This is a genomic window from Arthrobacter sp. Cza30, from assembly GCF_059090765.1.
Genome location: NZ_JBNHGA010000016.1, coordinates 1 through 15,577, shown reverse-complemented (window position 1 = coordinate 15,577; position 15,577 = coordinate 1). Strand labels below are relative to the sequence as shown.

7 protein-coding genes are annotated in these 15,577 nt (G+C 58.0%); 4 read left to right on the top strand and 3 right to left on the bottom strand.

Annotation, left to right across the window (positions count from 1 at the left end; translation table 11 throughout):
- The first annotated feature begins 923 nt into the window (after window positions 1–923).
- Complete coding sequence (locus tag AC5RVZ_RS31840) at window positions 924–3,632, top strand: CDP-glycerol:glycerophosphate glycerophosphotransferase (RefSeq protein ID WP_494069600.1); 2,709 nt, start codon at window positions 924–926, stop codon at window positions 3,630–3,632.
- Between the two features lie 607 nt (window positions 3,633–4,239).
- Here AC5RVZ_RS31840 and AC5RVZ_RS31835 read toward each other — a convergent pair.
- The gene (locus tag AC5RVZ_RS31835; protein WP_494069599.1) at window positions 4,240–5,937 is read right to left on the bottom strand and encodes a stealth family protein; all 1,698 of its coding nucleotides are present in this window, start codon (window positions 5,935–5,937) and stop codon (window positions 4,240–4,242) included.
- Window positions 5,938–6,218: 281 nt separating this feature from the next.
- Here AC5RVZ_RS31835 and AC5RVZ_RS31830 point away from each other — a divergent pair, with 281 nt between their 5' ends.
- A complete protein-coding gene (locus tag AC5RVZ_RS31830; RefSeq protein ID WP_494069598.1) occupies window positions 6,219–6,680 on the top strand; it encodes an FAD synthase family protein in 462 nt (153 codons plus the stop codon).
- An 810-nt stretch (window positions 6,681–7,490) separates the two neighbouring features.
- Here the strand turns inward: AC5RVZ_RS31830 and AC5RVZ_RS31825 are convergent.
- Complete coding sequence (locus tag AC5RVZ_RS31825; protein WP_494069597.1) at window positions 7,491–9,584, bottom strand: acyltransferase family protein; 2,094 nt, start codon at window positions 9,582–9,584, stop codon at window positions 7,491–7,493.
- Window positions 9,585–9,778: 194 nt separating this feature from the next.
- Between AC5RVZ_RS31825 and AC5RVZ_RS31820 the strand changes: the two genes are divergently transcribed.
- Both AC5RVZ_RS31820 and AC5RVZ_RS31815 read left to right on the top strand, forming a co-directional pair.
- Window positions 9,779–11,377 (top strand): stealth conserved region 3 domain-containing protein, encoded by a 1,599-nt coding sequence (locus tag AC5RVZ_RS31820; protein WP_494069596.1) that lies wholly within the window; start codon window positions 9,779–9,781, stop codon window positions 11,375–11,377.
- A 29-nt stretch (window positions 11,378–11,406) separates the two neighbouring features.
- Window positions 11,407–14,712 carry a CDP-glycerol glycerophosphotransferase family protein gene (locus AC5RVZ_RS31815; RefSeq protein WP_494069595.1) on the top strand — a complete coding sequence of 1,102 codons (3,306 nt, stop codon included), beginning with the start codon at window positions 11,407–11,409 and terminating at the stop codon, window positions 14,710–14,712.
- On the opposite strand, the gene AC5RVZ_RS31810 is transcribed toward AC5RVZ_RS31815, so the two are convergent.
- A partial coding sequence (locus AC5RVZ_RS31810) for a CDP-glycerol glycerophosphotransferase family protein (RefSeq protein ID WP_494069594.1) occupies window positions 14,709–15,577 on the bottom strand: 869 nt, incomplete at its 5' end. The two genes, AC5RVZ_RS31815 and AC5RVZ_RS31810, sit on opposite strands and share 4 nt — an antisense overlap.

Sequence of the window (15,577 nt, the reverse complement as noted above, 5' to 3'; positions counted from 1 at the left end):
CGGCCTCAAAGAGGTGGGCCACCTGAGACGTATAAACGGCAGTAAGAGGTAGGACAGTGCAGAGAATTACTGATATCGGAGACCTAAGAGCGCTTGCAGCGGTTGGAGAAGGAACCAAAATTCGAGGCCGCAGCTTCGTTGAGCTGGCCGACTCGGCGCGGTTTGAGTGCGGAGAGGGTAACGACCTCGTAGACGCGCTTATAACGGTAAAGGAGGGCTCCAGTTTATCGATTGGCGATAAATGCGTGATCCGCGGCAGAATTATTGTTGAACCCGGGGCAGCGGTTCGAATTGGTGATGGTCTTATCTGCAATGAAGGCGTCAAGATTAGATCCGTCGAAGCAGGTACGATTAGCATCGGTTCTGGATGCCTGTTCGCGAACACGACCATATACAACTCTGACTATCACGCCATCTTCGACCTTGGTTCTGGGGCACGCATCAACCGAGGACGCGACGTCACGATTGGCAATCGTGTGTGGTTGAGTCTGTCCACAATGATTCTCAAAGGCGCGACCATCGGTGACGACTCGGTCGTCGGTGCTGGGGCAATTGTAAGTGGTGCGTTCCCTCCGAACGTCGTGCTGGCCGGAAATCCCGCCAAAGTCGTTCGATCGGGAACAGCCTGGACACGTACAATGCAGGACCGAATGCCTGGATGGTCGCCTCGAGTTGAGAGTCGACGCGCCACGTCGTGGAAGGACTATCTGCGGCGGATCCGCCGAAAACTCTCGACATCTGCCACAACGATCGCCGGCACGGCTCGGCGCTAACGCGTGAATACTCAATTTTTGCGTTCGAGAACAGATAACGCGATAACAGTTTTCGCTTAGTTCTCAAATTCGCACAATTGCAAGTCGCTACAGGCCACCTCTCGAGCCACTGGTTTGTAGCTCATCCCATAAATACAACGGAGCCTGAACTTGAATTCTCAAGAAGTGAATGCCTTAGGGCGAACCCAGCCAACGGGAGCGCGCTTCTCGATCATATCTGCTATCTATAACGTTGCCCCCTATCTACCTGAGTACCTTCAATCGCTTGACGCACAGACGTTTGCTAGAGAGCGTCTGGAAGTAATCCTTGTGGACGACGGATCGCCGGATGAGTCTTTGGACATCATCCGACGGTGGAAGAGCGAAACGCGCTGTCAAGTCGTTGTCTTATCCAAGGAGAACGGCGGGCAGGCCTCGGCCCGCAACATGGGACTCGAGTATGCAACCGGTGAGTGGGTGACGTTCTGTGATCCGGACGATTACTTGGCCCCAGACTATTTCCAAGTGCTCAATGCTGCGATTGTCGCCGATAAAGAGCAGGTGGCATCGATGTATGCCACTCATTTAATCACGAACGATGAGGCTAAGGGGATAATTGCGGACACGCATCCTCTTAAGCGCCGGTTTCGAGATGGCAACCGGACGGTAGACCTGCATAGGTCGCCCGATTTTTTCCACATGCATGGACCCACCGCCGTTATGAAGCGGGAGCGCCTCGAACGCGATCGTTTGCGTTTCGAGGAGGCGTTGCGCTTCAGTTTTGAGGATGCGCATTTTGTTGCGTCCTATCTCCTCCTGCAAACAAAGCCTACTATTGGGTATGTAGCGTCGGCTCATTACATCTACCGCAAGCGTGCAACAGGCGACTCCTCTGTCCAAACCGGAAATCTCAAACCTGAGAAGTACACAGATGTTCTGCGTTTCGGGCACTTGGATCTTCTGCGGAAAGTGAACGAAGCAGAGCGGGAAACTCCTATGTGGTTGCAACTACTCCTGCTCTACGACATCCTGTGGTATTTCAGAGGTGATCGTCGTTCAGGTTCGCCGTCTAAGCAACTGAGCGATTCGGTATTGGAGCAATTTCATGCTCTAATCTCGGAAATAATGGCGGGCATCTCCGAAGTAGCTGTTCACGCATTCGAGATTATGGGAACTGATCTCGAACTACGAGACGCACTCCTGCTTGGTTATAAGCGGCAGAGCTCTCGCCCCGATCGCGTATTTGTCGAAAGAATAGACAAAGACCAAAAACTAACGCTACTAACTTACAAGTACTCGGGCAAGGCTCCGACTGAGGAGGTTCGTGTTAAGGGACTCCACGTCGAGCCGAAGTACAAGAAGTCGCAAGCAGTCAGTTTTTTGGGCCGAAAGCTGTTCAGTCGCCGTTACCTTTGGATCCCCTCCACCGGGACATTTTCCGTCACCCTCGACGGTGTAGCTGTGCCTTTGGAGTTAGGCCGGGAGCGTCGCCCGCGCTACGTCCTTCGCCCCTACACGGTGAGCAAGGCGCTTCTGGGAATTGATGTTACTGCGCGGGGTCGTGCTGTGAACGCGGCCGGATTGCCAAGGGAAAGCGGTGTCCGAGAAGGTCTGCGGAAGGTCGTTGCGACCATCCAAGGCGCTCTGAAGAGATTCGAGAACAGGCCGGCACTTGAGGTGCGGGTGGCTCAGCGCGTCGTCAAGGTGTCCAAGCGGCTGCATGTCCGACGCCGTTACCGCGGGGCATGGATTCTGATGGACCGGGTTGATCGCGCCAATGATAATGCAGAGCACCTCTATCGATACATAACGCAGAACAAACCATCAGTAAACGCATGGTTTGTTCTAAAGAAGTCGTCACCAGACTGGCAGAGATTGGAACGCGACGGGTTCCAGCTTCTGGAATATGACTCTGTAGAGTGGAAAGCTGCGCTCCTGCTCGCCGACCACTACATCTCTTCTCATCTTGATCACTTTGTAACCAATCCACTGGACACGAAGCTTTATGGTCGTATGCCCTGGAAGTTCACGTTCCTCCAGCACGGCGTAACCATCCATGATCAGTCACGCTGGTTCAACAGTAAAGAGATAGACCTGCTAGTTACGGCCAGTGAGGCTGAATATCGATCGATCGTTGAGGACGAATCACGATATAAATACACCCCGAAAGAAGTTAAGCTGACAGGGTTCCCCAGGCATGACGCCTTACATGCCGCCATGAAGAACGCAAAACCCTCTCGAATTTTGATTGCCCCTACTTGGCGCAATTGGTTGACCGGCCCGGCAGATGCTCATGGTCGACGGACAAAGCTGGAGGGATTCGCAGAATCTGAGTATGCCATAGCCTGGTCTGAGCTCTGCTGCTCTCCTGATCTCCAAGTATGGGCTAAGGAGCAGGGACTTCGAGTGTCCATGCTCCCTCACCCGAGTATGCAGGAGTATGTTCGAGAAATGAACCTTCCTGATCACGTCGAAATACTCTCTTGGGATTCGATGCCGTTCGGTGAGCTGCTTGCTAGCAGTTCAGTAATGATTACTGACTATTCATCAACTGCTTTCGATGCGGCATATGCCGACGTTCCTCTGGTTTACTATCAGTTCGATCGTAAGCGCGTATTGTCGGGCGGGCATATCTTTGAGCAGGGTTACTTCGACTATGAAAGGGATGGATTCGGGCCGGTAACGGAGTGCGCCGAAGATGCCGTGGCGGCGGTAAAAACGGCCACCGAAGAAGCGCCCTCTCAGTACACCGCTAGAAGAAAATCGACATTTCCAAATAGGGATGGAAGAAATGCCGAGCGGGTATACAATGCCATCCGCGGTGTTCGACAGGAGTTGCCGTTTTCGGAAGCAGTGAGCGTCGTATTCGATCAGTCATAACTTCGCTCTTCCGTCCGGGGTGTTGGCTGTCACCCCGGACGGAGAGCTTTAGGCAGAGGGTCAAGCGTGACCTGTTGAAGAGTGTTCTGCCGCTACTTATCTCTCGTTCGTGACTGCCACGATCTGTTGGGTGCTAAGGCGCTCTCCGCATGAACCTAGGCAAAGGCACATAGTCCCTGAAACCACGCCTATGGCTGGCAGATGCCATGCGGTCTTCGCTGTTCCCCGAGACACCTGGTCAATTGCGCCTTCTGATGGTCGTTCTGGATAGAATGAGCGGCATTGTCGATACTTTGTGGTGCCAATGCTCAGCCGAGGCCAGCGACTATTGCTGGTGAAGCGACAGCGGAGCGCCGTCGTGCAACCAACTTTCCGACTTCCCCCTGTACCCGGCGGCGCCGAAAAACCCCCTAGCTGGCCAGGGAGGTTTATAGTCCAGCGGCGCTTGTTCGCCAACTCCGCATTGCATAGTCTTAATTGAGAAACGTGTGCTTGCGCGCACACCTGGGTTGATCAACAAGGCGTATCTGATTGCTTTTCGGCCACGCCCAAGGAAGCCATCGACCCAGGCTGGTTCAGGTAGCTCCCAGGGTCCAGTCGCAAGTAATCAGACTTCGAACGTGCTCTTGACCGGAAAATATCGCTCAAAGAAGTGGGATATACGTTTATCGCTCAGGGGCTCTGCTCCCGGAACAGGGGCATCATTTACACAGAACACGTCCCGGTCTCTGTACTCCAAGGTTGATCTAATCACGCTTTCGTAAGTGGCATCGAGCACATTGATATAGTTGTACCGAAGATTCCCGGGAACGGCTTTGCCGGTAATTTGCGCATAGTAGTGAAAGAGCTGATCGGCCACGATATCGTCGTGGTGCCTAAAATGACTCGCCCAAGTCTGCTCAAAATGCTTACCGAAGCGCTCTTCCATTTCTAAGTGCACGCTGCGCAACTGAGGGTGCGGGGTGTGCTTGATTGCCCTTGACACGGTGACGCCGAACTCCTCCCGGAGCAGAGCGCGTATGTTTCGTGTCAAATTGATATGCGGCTCGTCCAATATACTGGGTTCGCCGAAGGGCCGGCGGTTGTTTGAAGGGGAAACCCTCGCTAATCCACTAGGAAGGAAGAACTGATCCGGGGAGACGGGGCGACCGAAGAAGACATCGTCATTGATGTATACGTAATGCTCGCTCAACCCCGGGATGTGGTGAAGGCGGGAGATAATTGAATTACTGTTGAATGTGGGCAGACATGATTTGTCATCGTAGATTTCTTCGTGTGTTACCAGTTCGAGCTTGGGGTGGCTCAAGTTCAGCCACGAAGGCTTCTGGCCGTTGGTGACAAGGAAAACCTTTCTGAACCAGGGCGCGTACATCTCGAGTGATCGCAAGGAGTACTTCAGTTCATCCCGCGAACGGAACCGCGCGGCGTGATTAGCTTCTTCGTGATACCGGACGCCCCGGAGCTTCGCCTCAAGGCGTCTCTTGGATTCAATCCATTCGGAATCGTCACCATCTACCCACGTGTAAACGGCATCGATGGGAAATGGGATGTCATCCAGCATCTGCTGATTGAAAATTGAAAAGGTAGGGTAGTCGTGCCCGTCGATCTTCGCAGTGTCCGGACGGAGCTCATTGACCGTGATGAGTTGTGCAGCGGAATTTCTTCGGGGCGTGAGCACATTTGCTGGATTTAGGGAGTCTTGCTGCCAGAACTCTAAATCACAGCCATATTCCATGGCTGTCCTGAACTTTGTCCTGCGGTCTTCGAAGAAGCTAGCAAAACTCAGAACCTTGGCACTTTGCGCCAATGAAATTTCGTTCAGACTGCCCGCAAGATGTAGACGTCGGTCCGTGACAACTTCGCTGGCGTCCTGCACATAGACAGCTTGGTCACGTAGTCCGAGACTGATGGCTTCAATGACCCTTCCTCGTTCCGACTCCTGCACCGCGATGGTGAAGCGAGTTCGGGAAGTGTTTCTGATTACGGACCAGTCGACGCCGGCCGAAGACAGAACACCTGAAACTACGTCGAGATGGTGCTTCCGAATCTGCAGAGGCATGCGAGATTCGAGCGGCATGCACACGACTCCATCGGAGCGGAACGAGGTGTCTTCCAGTTGCAGGAGGCGTTGTTCGGCGATGAGGCGCTGCCGGGGTATGCGCCTGTCGCCGACAGAAGACGCGACCCCAGCGAGTGACTTGCGAATGTGACGGTATGCCTCTGGGCCCAGTGCCTCGCGAAGTGTGCGTGTGGCTCCGGACTTGCGGATGATCCTGCGTATGGTGTCAGTGTTGAGGGAACTCATATTGTCTCTATCGGGGTCGGAGTACAGTCAGGCTGGTTGCAACACGATCTGGGCCAATATTCCTCGGCGCAGAACCTATGGCTTGTCGCGCTCTTCCCCTCATAGAAACGTCTCCTTTGGTCGGTTCTTCGCCTGATGTGGCCAGAGATCTCCGATCTTGTGGACCGGATTCCAGCAGTCCATGCTAGCAGGCGACCCTTCCAGGCTCATTGCTCAACAGTGGCCACCCTGGACGCCTAGAATGGTGCGTGACACCTACCTGCACCGACACAAGGAACACTTTGGGTAAAACAGTACTCACGTACGGCACCTTCGATCTGTTTCATATCGGCCATCTCAACATACTCAAGCGGCTCAGTGCCTTGGGAGAGCGGCTGATTGTCGGTGTCTCGACCGACGAGTTCAATGCGGTCAAGGGCAAGAAGCCCGTTGTTCCATTCGAACAGCGCATCGAAATAGTCCGGTCCATACGCTACGTCTCCGAAGCCATTCCGGAGGAAAGCTGGGAGCAGAAGCGGTACGACATCGAGAAGTACCGGGCTGACGTATTTGGGATAGGTGAAGACTGGAAGGGGAAGTTCGACGACCTGGAAGACAAGGTGGAGGTAGTCTACCTGCCCCGGACGTCAGGCATCTCCACTACCGAAATGAAGCGTGTTCTAAGTGCCTTTGACGAACGCCACGTTGAGGAGCTGAAGCGAACACTGGACAGCCTTAGCCAGATCGTCAAGGAACTGACCTAGCGGCATACCCGGCTAGGGCATCAGACTGTGCGGCGGAAACCCGTCTAGCAAGGGCCCGCTCCTGCTCCCCTCGCCCTATGCCGTGCGTAGGAATGCCATCCGATCATTTCGAAGCGTCGCATCGAGGAGTCGGCCGATGCCTCGGGGCTCAATGACAAATTCACTTCTTCGCGTAATCTGATCGCAAACGGCCCAGGACCGCCTGCTGCAGTCCGAAGCGGATCGCGTCGTTCCCGACATCTGGCGGCGTGGGACCGGGTGCGCCTTAGACCTCCTCGTTGGAGCAGCAGAGGCCAACGTTCTGTCGTTCTGGCTCACCCGCCTTCTTTCTGTCAGTCAATTGGGAGGGGCGGAACCACCCCCACCAGCCGTGGGTGAGAACTCGAGCCCAGGTCGCCGGTGTAACGGCCAATGATGTGCTTGCTGAACCGACCGGCAATATGGCGTCGGACTGTGCCTATGTACTCGCAAACGCTAGCGGTGCATCGGCTGCCAACGGCGAGTTGAGTGTCTTGGCGCCAAGGTTGCTCACCCAGACCACCAATATCTCTTAGCGGGACATCGCAGCCCCGTCCCAAATGCGGGCAAGGTCGCTGCACGCCATGATCGTGGCTCACATACGGAGTGCGGTCGACCCCTGACCGCAGATGGACAGCGAGGAACCTGAAGGAAACCAGTGCATGTCCGAGAATTCTGTGTGGATGAGGCCCACCGGATGACTCGACAGTTTCCACTGCCCGTGAGGTGAACCAGCCCGGCTTGCGCCTGAGCGACGTTCAGACAGTCTTGGCCTTGGCCTTCCGGAGCTGATCAGTCTTGCAGGGACTTCAAAAACGGGCGTTCCAAGTATGGGGCTAGCGTTCGAGCGTAGGTCGCCGTGATGTGCGAGCCATCAAAATAGGTGACCACTGATCCAATGACCGCAGGGCAGATACCGTTTACGCAGAAGTATTGGTCGGCGTTTAACGTCTTAACGTTCTGATGGTCCAGTTCAAGGGCAGCCGTTGTGACGGGGTCCATCCAAAACCATTCCGCAGGTGTTCCCGAGCATTTCTGAGGATTGCCCGGGTTCTCGGCCAGGCAGTCCGGAATCGAATCAATCGTATTGCCGGGGAAGGGAGGATCTTTGATGACCAGGACTCTTGCGCCGCTCTCCGCCCAACGGGAGAGGTAGTCCCGATATCCATCAACGGCAGGTTCTTCAGTGCTGGCCCAGGATTCGCCTTTCACAGGGACGGACTGACGTTCCGAGGTTACGACCAGGTCGAAAGCATCGCCGGACGTTTTGTCCAACACCCACTCTCCGTAAGCTTTGCAATTGGCGGTCTTCTCCTCCGTATCGAACTCGAGCGGTGCCGTCGTGGGGTTGCATCGCGAGACAAGGAACGTCGAGAGCGTCCAGTCATTGCGGTCAGCCAGCACTTGCAGCGCGGGGAGCCATTGCCCGGCGTGCGAGTTGCCAACGAGGGCGACTCTGGTGGGCCCGTCACCATACGTACAGACGGGACGGCTGGTAAAGGGTTGGTTCGACCAGCACCCGTCGGCATACGCATCAGACTTGTCCTCTTTGGCCAGCGACGGTTCGGGCACGACCGGTGCGTGGGGGGCCGGGACGCACTTGTCAAAGCCGTGGGCTATGGCGGAAGCACCTAGACAAGGATCGCCATTGCTCATCACCGCAGCGAGTTGTTGTTCCGCCTGGGAGGCGCGTTGGGTGGCTTCCACTAATTGCGCAGCGCCCACGGCCGTAAGCAACACCATACCCGCAGCGGCGAATCGGTAAGTTGGCGCAAGGCGCATTTGGGCGGAGGGGAACCGGAAACGATCCTCAATAAACGTCTTGCTTAGCCCCGACAGCACCAGTGTCGCAGCCACGATCAGCAAGTCGTCCAGCCAGCTCAGTTGGCGACCGGTGACGTACGGCACGAGAACGATCAATGGCCAGTGCCACAGATATATCGAGTACGAAACTTCCCCAAGCCACTGAACCGGACGGTTTCGGAGAAATCCGGTGGGGGAAAGCCGTCCTTCGGCAGCTGCGAGGATAACCAGTGCTGTCCCCGAGACGGGCAGGAGCGCGGTATACCCAGGGAAAGGGGTCGACTCCGAGTAAAGCACACCGGAACAGACAATCGCTGCAACCCCGACCCACGCTACCGCTGCCCGCGCAACGCTGGGCAGGTGCCGTGCCAACGTCGGCGCCGCCAATGCCACCAGGCCGCCGAAGCCCAGCTCCCACATCCGGGTGGGCGTGACGAAATATGCACTTCCCGGTTCAGTAGCCGTAGCCGCGATGGAGAAGGAAAGTGACAGACCCACGACGGCGGTCACGGCTTTCAGGAGCAGGCGCCGCGCGGCTAACGAGCGCTTTTCCGCGAACCAGAAGACCGCGAACACGAGGACTGGCCAGAAAAGGTAGAACTGCTCCTCGACTGACAAAGACCAGAAATGCTGGGTAGGAGTGGGGGCGTTCTCGGCCGCCAGATAGTCGACGGAACTGCCGGCCAGCACCCAGTTCTGCACATAGAGTGACGAGGAGATGATCTCCTTAGCGATCGCCCCCCACTGAGTAGGCGGTGCTACCAGCCTCGACGCAACAGCCGTTGCCGCCAGGACAACGAAAGCGGCAGGCAATAGGCGGCGAATCCTGCGGCCCCAAAAAGCCGTCAGGCCTTGCCACCCCGTCGGCGGCCGTTTGACCAAATGAGAGGTGATGAGGAAGCCGGAAATGACGAAGAAGACATCGACTCCGACGAACCCCCCGGTTAAACCTTCCGACCATAAGTGGTAGACAACCACAAGGGCTACGGCTAGGGCCCGCAACCCCTGGATGTCCAGACGCACAGCCGCCGGCTTGATAGGCGGAGTGCTGACATCGGGCTCTGCTGCCAGCGCGATGGTCAACTCCCTGAAGTTCCAAGAGCACCAAGATGTGCATTACACCGGGCTGTCATTTTCGCGGACCGGACGCCCGAGCGCAATGGATTGCCAGGTCCACCTTGGCGCGCATTGCTAAGCTAAAGCAGTCGTGGGCGCCAGAGAGCGGCGCTACCAGCGGCCGTGGAATAGCAGCGGACACTGCTGCAGGAAAGGAGCCCATGCGCCTCGGACTCAAGGGCCGCGCCGCGGCGGCCATTCCACAAAGGGTGGTTGAAGCCGCATTCCGCGCCTTCGGCAGCGGCGCTGGCCCCCAAGGCATCCTCCAGTTTTTGGCAACTCATCGTCGATTGCCGGGATCACATCCCGCTTCGGCCTCTTCCTTACCAGAGGGCATCCGAAACGTGGACCGCTTTTCGGCGCGGAGCCTGCGGCACGACACGGCGGCCGTCGTGCTTGATGCCTTGGCGCGGGCCAAAGTCGATTACCGTGTACTGCGCTCCGAGGCGGGGGTCCCAGCAGTCGTGGACATCCCGGATGCCCAATGGTCATCGGCCCTGGGTGCCATCGCTTCTGCTGCCGGTACCCGTCCGTTTTACATCCGGGCCAATGGCGAAAACAAGCCGGTTACAGGAAGGTGCCTACCAGCGTCTTCAATAGTGTTTGAAGCAGTGGGGCACGAAAATCGACGACTGGGCGACCATCAGTTGGGCATCAAGATCGTTCCACGCGAAGCGGGCCTGCCAGAGAAGGGTTTGTTAACTTCTGCCGACTTCCCGATCGACGCGGTGTACACATGGGTGGACGGCGATGACCCCCAGTGGCAGCGCAGCAAAGCACAGATGCTAGCCCAGACGGATCCTACGAGCAGGAATGAGACTGCGGCAAACGAAGCGCGTTACGCGTCGCGCGACGAACTGCGCTACTCGCTCAGGTCGCTGGATTACTTCGCCCCTTGGGTCAATCACGTGTACTTGGTGACCGCGGGACAGACGCCCCCGTGGCTGGACACGTCCAACAGCCGGATCACGGTTGTGGATCACCGCGAAATCTTCTCTGACACAAGCGCATTACCAACCTTCAACTCGCACGCTATCGAGTCCCAACTGCACCACATTGACGGACTGAGCGAACACTTTCTGTACCTGAACGACGACGTATTTTTTGGGCGGCCGGTGACCCCGGAACTGTTCTTCCACGGCAATGGGCTGGCCAAATTCTTCCTGTCCGAACAGACCGTGGATTACGCGCCGCGTTCGGTGGACGATCTGCCCGTGGACAGCGCGGCGAAGAACAACCGCGCGCTGCTGGAGGCGGCCTTCGGCAGGACCGTGGAGCGCAAGTTTCAACATGCAGCCCATCCGCAGCGAGTTAGTACCCTTTCCAGACTCGAACAGGAGCATCCGGAGGAACTCTTCAGGACGCAGGGGAGTAGGTTCAGGCATCCGTCTGATCTTTCCGTGACGTCGTCCCTAGCTCACTACTACGGTTTCGCCATCGGTGCAGCTGTTCCCGGAGAACTGTCTTACCGCTATTGTGACATCAACGATCCGTCTGCGCAGGCGAAGCTCCTGCGGTTGTTGCGGCGCAGAGACGCGGACGTGTTCTGTCTCAACGAGGTTGCAAGCACCGGCAAAGATACGCGAAAGGTGGACTCGCTGACCCGCAGTTTCCTGAACGCATATTTTCCCGTCGCTAGTACTTTCGAGAGCGAACCCCCATGGAATCACGAGCCGGCATTATTCGAGACGCCGTCTCTGCCGTCGGTCGGCTTACAGGCAGAGGCGGTGCGTCGGCGCGGGAAGAATTCCGAGCGCTAAAACTTCAGCAGCTAGGCAGTATTCTCCACGTGCGGTTCACGGTCTCCGCCCGGATCGAGCCCACGTCCTTGTGGTGCAGGAATTCAGGCAACGTGTGGACGAAAGTGGCCGACTTGTCGGAGGCAGTAGACCAGTCCGGAAACGAATTTCGGAGATACAGCGCACAGTTCGATTTGGCGACTGCGGTGCCCTCTCCAACTGATCCCCGCGAGGAGGGGGAAACCCTGGGACTGTTTGTTCAGTTCGAGGCTTCCGCCAAAGATCTGCCCGGGTTCAGCACCAACATTCATGAGGGCGGACCAGCCTCCATTGGAGAAGCGTCTGAAGGAATGCGCCTCGCAGAGTTACGGGCGGCGCTGGCCGATGGTGCGCTGGCCCGTGACGCGACGATGACGGCGTGGGCTTCGTTCGGGCGCTTTGCTGACACCGACGTTGGTTCCCTGCGCAGAATCACCACTCAGGCGTTCACGGTTGAACCGTACGTCAACCGGCGTGGCCTGGTCTCGTTGGCTGTAAACCGGCAGCTTAAACCCTACAATGCCGTCTACGTGCACCGGCTCACCGTCAGCGGGGCCACGTTGGACCTGCGGGCAACTCTAGTCACCCGACACGGTGAGGCTGAAGCAGTCGACCTTGAGCTGTTCGGACGAGAGAGCGCGGCTCACTACTCCGCGCGCGCCAATACCTCGCTGGACGCTAGGGCAACTCGCCGGAAGTTCGGACTGCGCAGGTACCAGGTGCGCGCCCGCTTGGATCTGGGCACCATCTCGAGCCAGGACCTGGCCCGCGACGAAATCCTGGATGCGTGGCTTGCTATATATACTCCAGGCGGAACAGAGCCGCAGCGGGCGCGCATCGGGCGCACCCGATATGTCACCCGGAAGCTCACCCGTCCCGGTTGGCAAACGCGTGGGGACAAGACGCTGGCGGTTACGCCCTACTACACCTTTAAGGCTAAGAACACGTCCTTCCACATCGAATTATTGGACACTGACGCCTTCGAATTCATGCTGCGGCAGTCCCACAAGAGGCAGTTGCCGGGCCGCGGAGCACAGCAAAAGCCAGTCTGGCTAGTGGGCGAACGGCCGTACAAGGCCCAGGACACCGGGTTGCACTTCTTCCGCTACATGCGCCGGGAGCACCCCGAAATAGACACTTATTACGTCATCGAACCGTCGTCACCGGATCTTCGCAATCTGGAGGGGCTGGACCACGTAGTGGAGTACCGATCCAAGGAACACTTCGACGTCGCACTGCGGGCAGAACGGTTTATTGGCTCCCACCATCCCGACTTCCTCTATCCAACGTGGCTACCGCACTTTCGTAGAGCAGTGGGCGGGGTCAAGGTATTTCTCCAGCACGGGGTGATGGGTACCAAGTGGATGGTCCCGAATTACGGCAAAAAGGCTCCCGGATTCGACACCGACCTGTTTCTCGTCAGCTCCGAGCGGGAGAAAGAGTACATCGTCAGCGACTTCGGATATCCGGCCAAGGACGTCGTGGTCACCGGTTTGTCCCGCTTCGACGCCTTGTTCGCCGGCGATGTAGCAGTGCAGCGAAACCAGATCCTGATCTTTCCTACTTGGCGGGACTGGCTCCATCGCCCGGACGACTTCGAAGAGTCCGAGTACTTTCGAGAGTGGGATGCGCTGCTCAACGATCCCCGGCTGCGCGCTCTTGTCGATAGGCAGCGGGCAGAGGTGGTCTTCTGCCTGCATCCGAACATGCAGCAGTTCCGACACCACTTTGCCAGGGCACCGGCGCGCGTCGTTTCCCAAGGCGAGGTCGACGTCCAGTACTTGCTGAAGGAAAGCGCGGTGTTGCTCACCGACTACTCGAGCGTGGGCTTTGACTTCAGTTTCCTTGAGAAGCCGGTCCACTATTTCCAATTTGACCGTGAGCGCTTCCTGGGACCGCGGGGATCCCATCTGGACCTGGACGAGGAACTGCCGGGCCAGATTGCGTTTGCCCGATCCGCATTGCTGGACCAACTAGAGGCCACGCTCGCCCGCGGCTGCACGCCGCTGCCCGAGGACGCTGCCAAGTCGCGTAGATTCCTGGCGTTCAAGGATACCGACAACTGCAGGCGCATTTTCGAGGCAGTGGCAAAAGCCCGTCGCGCCGACCCCGGGTGGAAGAAAGCCATCGACCCGGAGCTGGCCGAGCGGTTGTTCAACAGGTTCCGCCGCAGCCGCTTTTATTTCCCGACGATGCGCCGGATGTTCGCGTTGGTTTCGAAAACCCCGATGGACAAAGACTTAATGGTGTTCGAGTCAGGGCTTGGCAAACAGTACGCGGACAGCCCGCGCTACATTTACGAGGAACTGGTGCGGCGCGGGGACACCCGGCGCAAAGTGTGGGTCTACCACGGGAAGCTGCCGGAGCCCGACCCTTACACCAACGTGGTGAAACGGCTGTCTCCTGGCTACTACTGGTATCTGGCAAAGGCGAAGTACTGGGTGAACAACCAGAATTTTCCCTATTACGTCCGGCGCCGCAAAGATGCGGTCTTCATCCAGACCTGGCACGGAACGCCCCTGAAGAAAATGGCCCACGATGTGGACACCGTTCACGGAAGGGACCCGGACTACCTTGCCCATGTGGACGCAGCTGTTCGGCAATGGACGACTCTGCTTTCACCAAGTCCCTATGCAACCAGAGTCTTCAGGAGCGCTTTCCGCTTCGCTGGGGCGATTGTGGAACTGGGGTACCCGCGCAATGACGTTCTCCTGGGCCCCGCCGTCGAGCGACGGTCTAGCGCTTTCCGCCGCAAACTTGGTGTTCCCGATGGAAAACGGGTGGTCCTCTACGCTCCAACGTTCCGGGACGATCAGCCGACAGGCATGGGACACTTTCGCTTTGATCTGCCGTTCCAATTGGAAGCCTTTAGGGAACGCTTTGGCCAGGACACAGTGCTGCTCTTGCGCATGCATGTGCTGGTGAACAACGCCGTGCCTATACCGGAGGATGTCCGCGACTGCGTGTACGACGTCTCCAAGTTCCCCGATATTCAGGAACTCTACCTGGCCAGCGACGTGCTCATCACCGACTATTCATCCGTTTTCTTCGACTACGCCATCCTGCAGCGGCCCATCATCTTCTACGCCTACGACCTGGAAAACTACCGCGACACGCTGCGCGGTTTCTACCTGGACTACAACACCGAACTGCCGGGGCCTGTGACACAAACCGAGGAAGAACTGTTCGACGCCATAGACGAGAGTCGTTCGAGTGACCCTGCACGCGAGCTAAGGCTCAAGAAGTTTGTGGACAAGTACGCACCGCGCGACGACGGCAACGCCGCCGGACGCGTGGTAGACCGCTTGCTGTCTTAGGGTGCCGGCTGTTCCAAGAGGATCTTACCCACGGCGCTGACGAACCGCGCAGTGCTCGCGCCCGGCGTGGTATCGCCGAAGTGGTGGGCGATCAGCTCCAGCTGGTCGGGGCTGATGCCGGCTGCTGCGGCCTCGGCCAGCAGCGCCGGCGTTCGTGCCGCCTCGGACTGGTCAATGAGCCTGGTCTTGGCGGCCACGCCTTGAGCGTCGATGTGGGCGCCGGGGTCCGACGGCCTCGTCATGAGCAGGGGCTTCCGGCTGGGAAGCCAATCCAAGGCCATGGCAGAGATATCGCAGATGCACAGGTCCGCTTCCGCCATGGCGGCTGAAAAGTCGGCCGACGTGTCCACCCGGTGGCCCGCTGGCTCCGCCTTTTCGGCGGAGACGATCATTTTGGAGATCTGATTCAGGGCCGTTCGGTGGGAGGGGAGCCTGCTGCCGGTCCGCGGGTGCGGCCGGAAGACCAGCCGGTAGCGGGCATCAGCCAGGACGGAGGCGACAATCTCCCGTCCATGGCTGGCCAACGAGCCATAGGCCATGGCCGGGCGGTCCCCTTCCCAGGTGGGGGCGTACAGAACGGTGAGGCGTCCGCCGTCGTTCTCGGTTTGCGGCGCAGCGGCGGCGAAGTCCAGTTGCGGCCGTCCCACTTCCACCAGATGGGACTCATCGAACCGCCGCAGGGCGGTGAGGATGCGTTCCCGGGAGGCCGGGCCGGCGATGAAGGCGAAGTCGTAGGCCTTCAGCTGGTTGGAGACCATCGACACTTTGTCGCTCTCCCCGTGGGGCAGGGGCCCGGTGCCCAGCGCCCGCCGGCCGCGAAACCGGAAGTTATGGGGGGTGTTATTTTCGAAGAAAAACACCCCGG

Excerpts from the sequence above, each read along its gene's own strand:
- AC5RVZ_RS31835 (WP_494069599.1), bottom strand. The coding sequence starts at position 5,937 with ATGAGTTCCCTCAACACTGACACCATACGCAGGATCATCCGCAAGTCC.
- AC5RVZ_RS31820 (WP_494069596.1), top strand. The coding sequence starts at position 9,779 with ATGCGCCTCGGACTCAAGGGCCGCGCCGCGGCGGCCATTCCACAAAGG.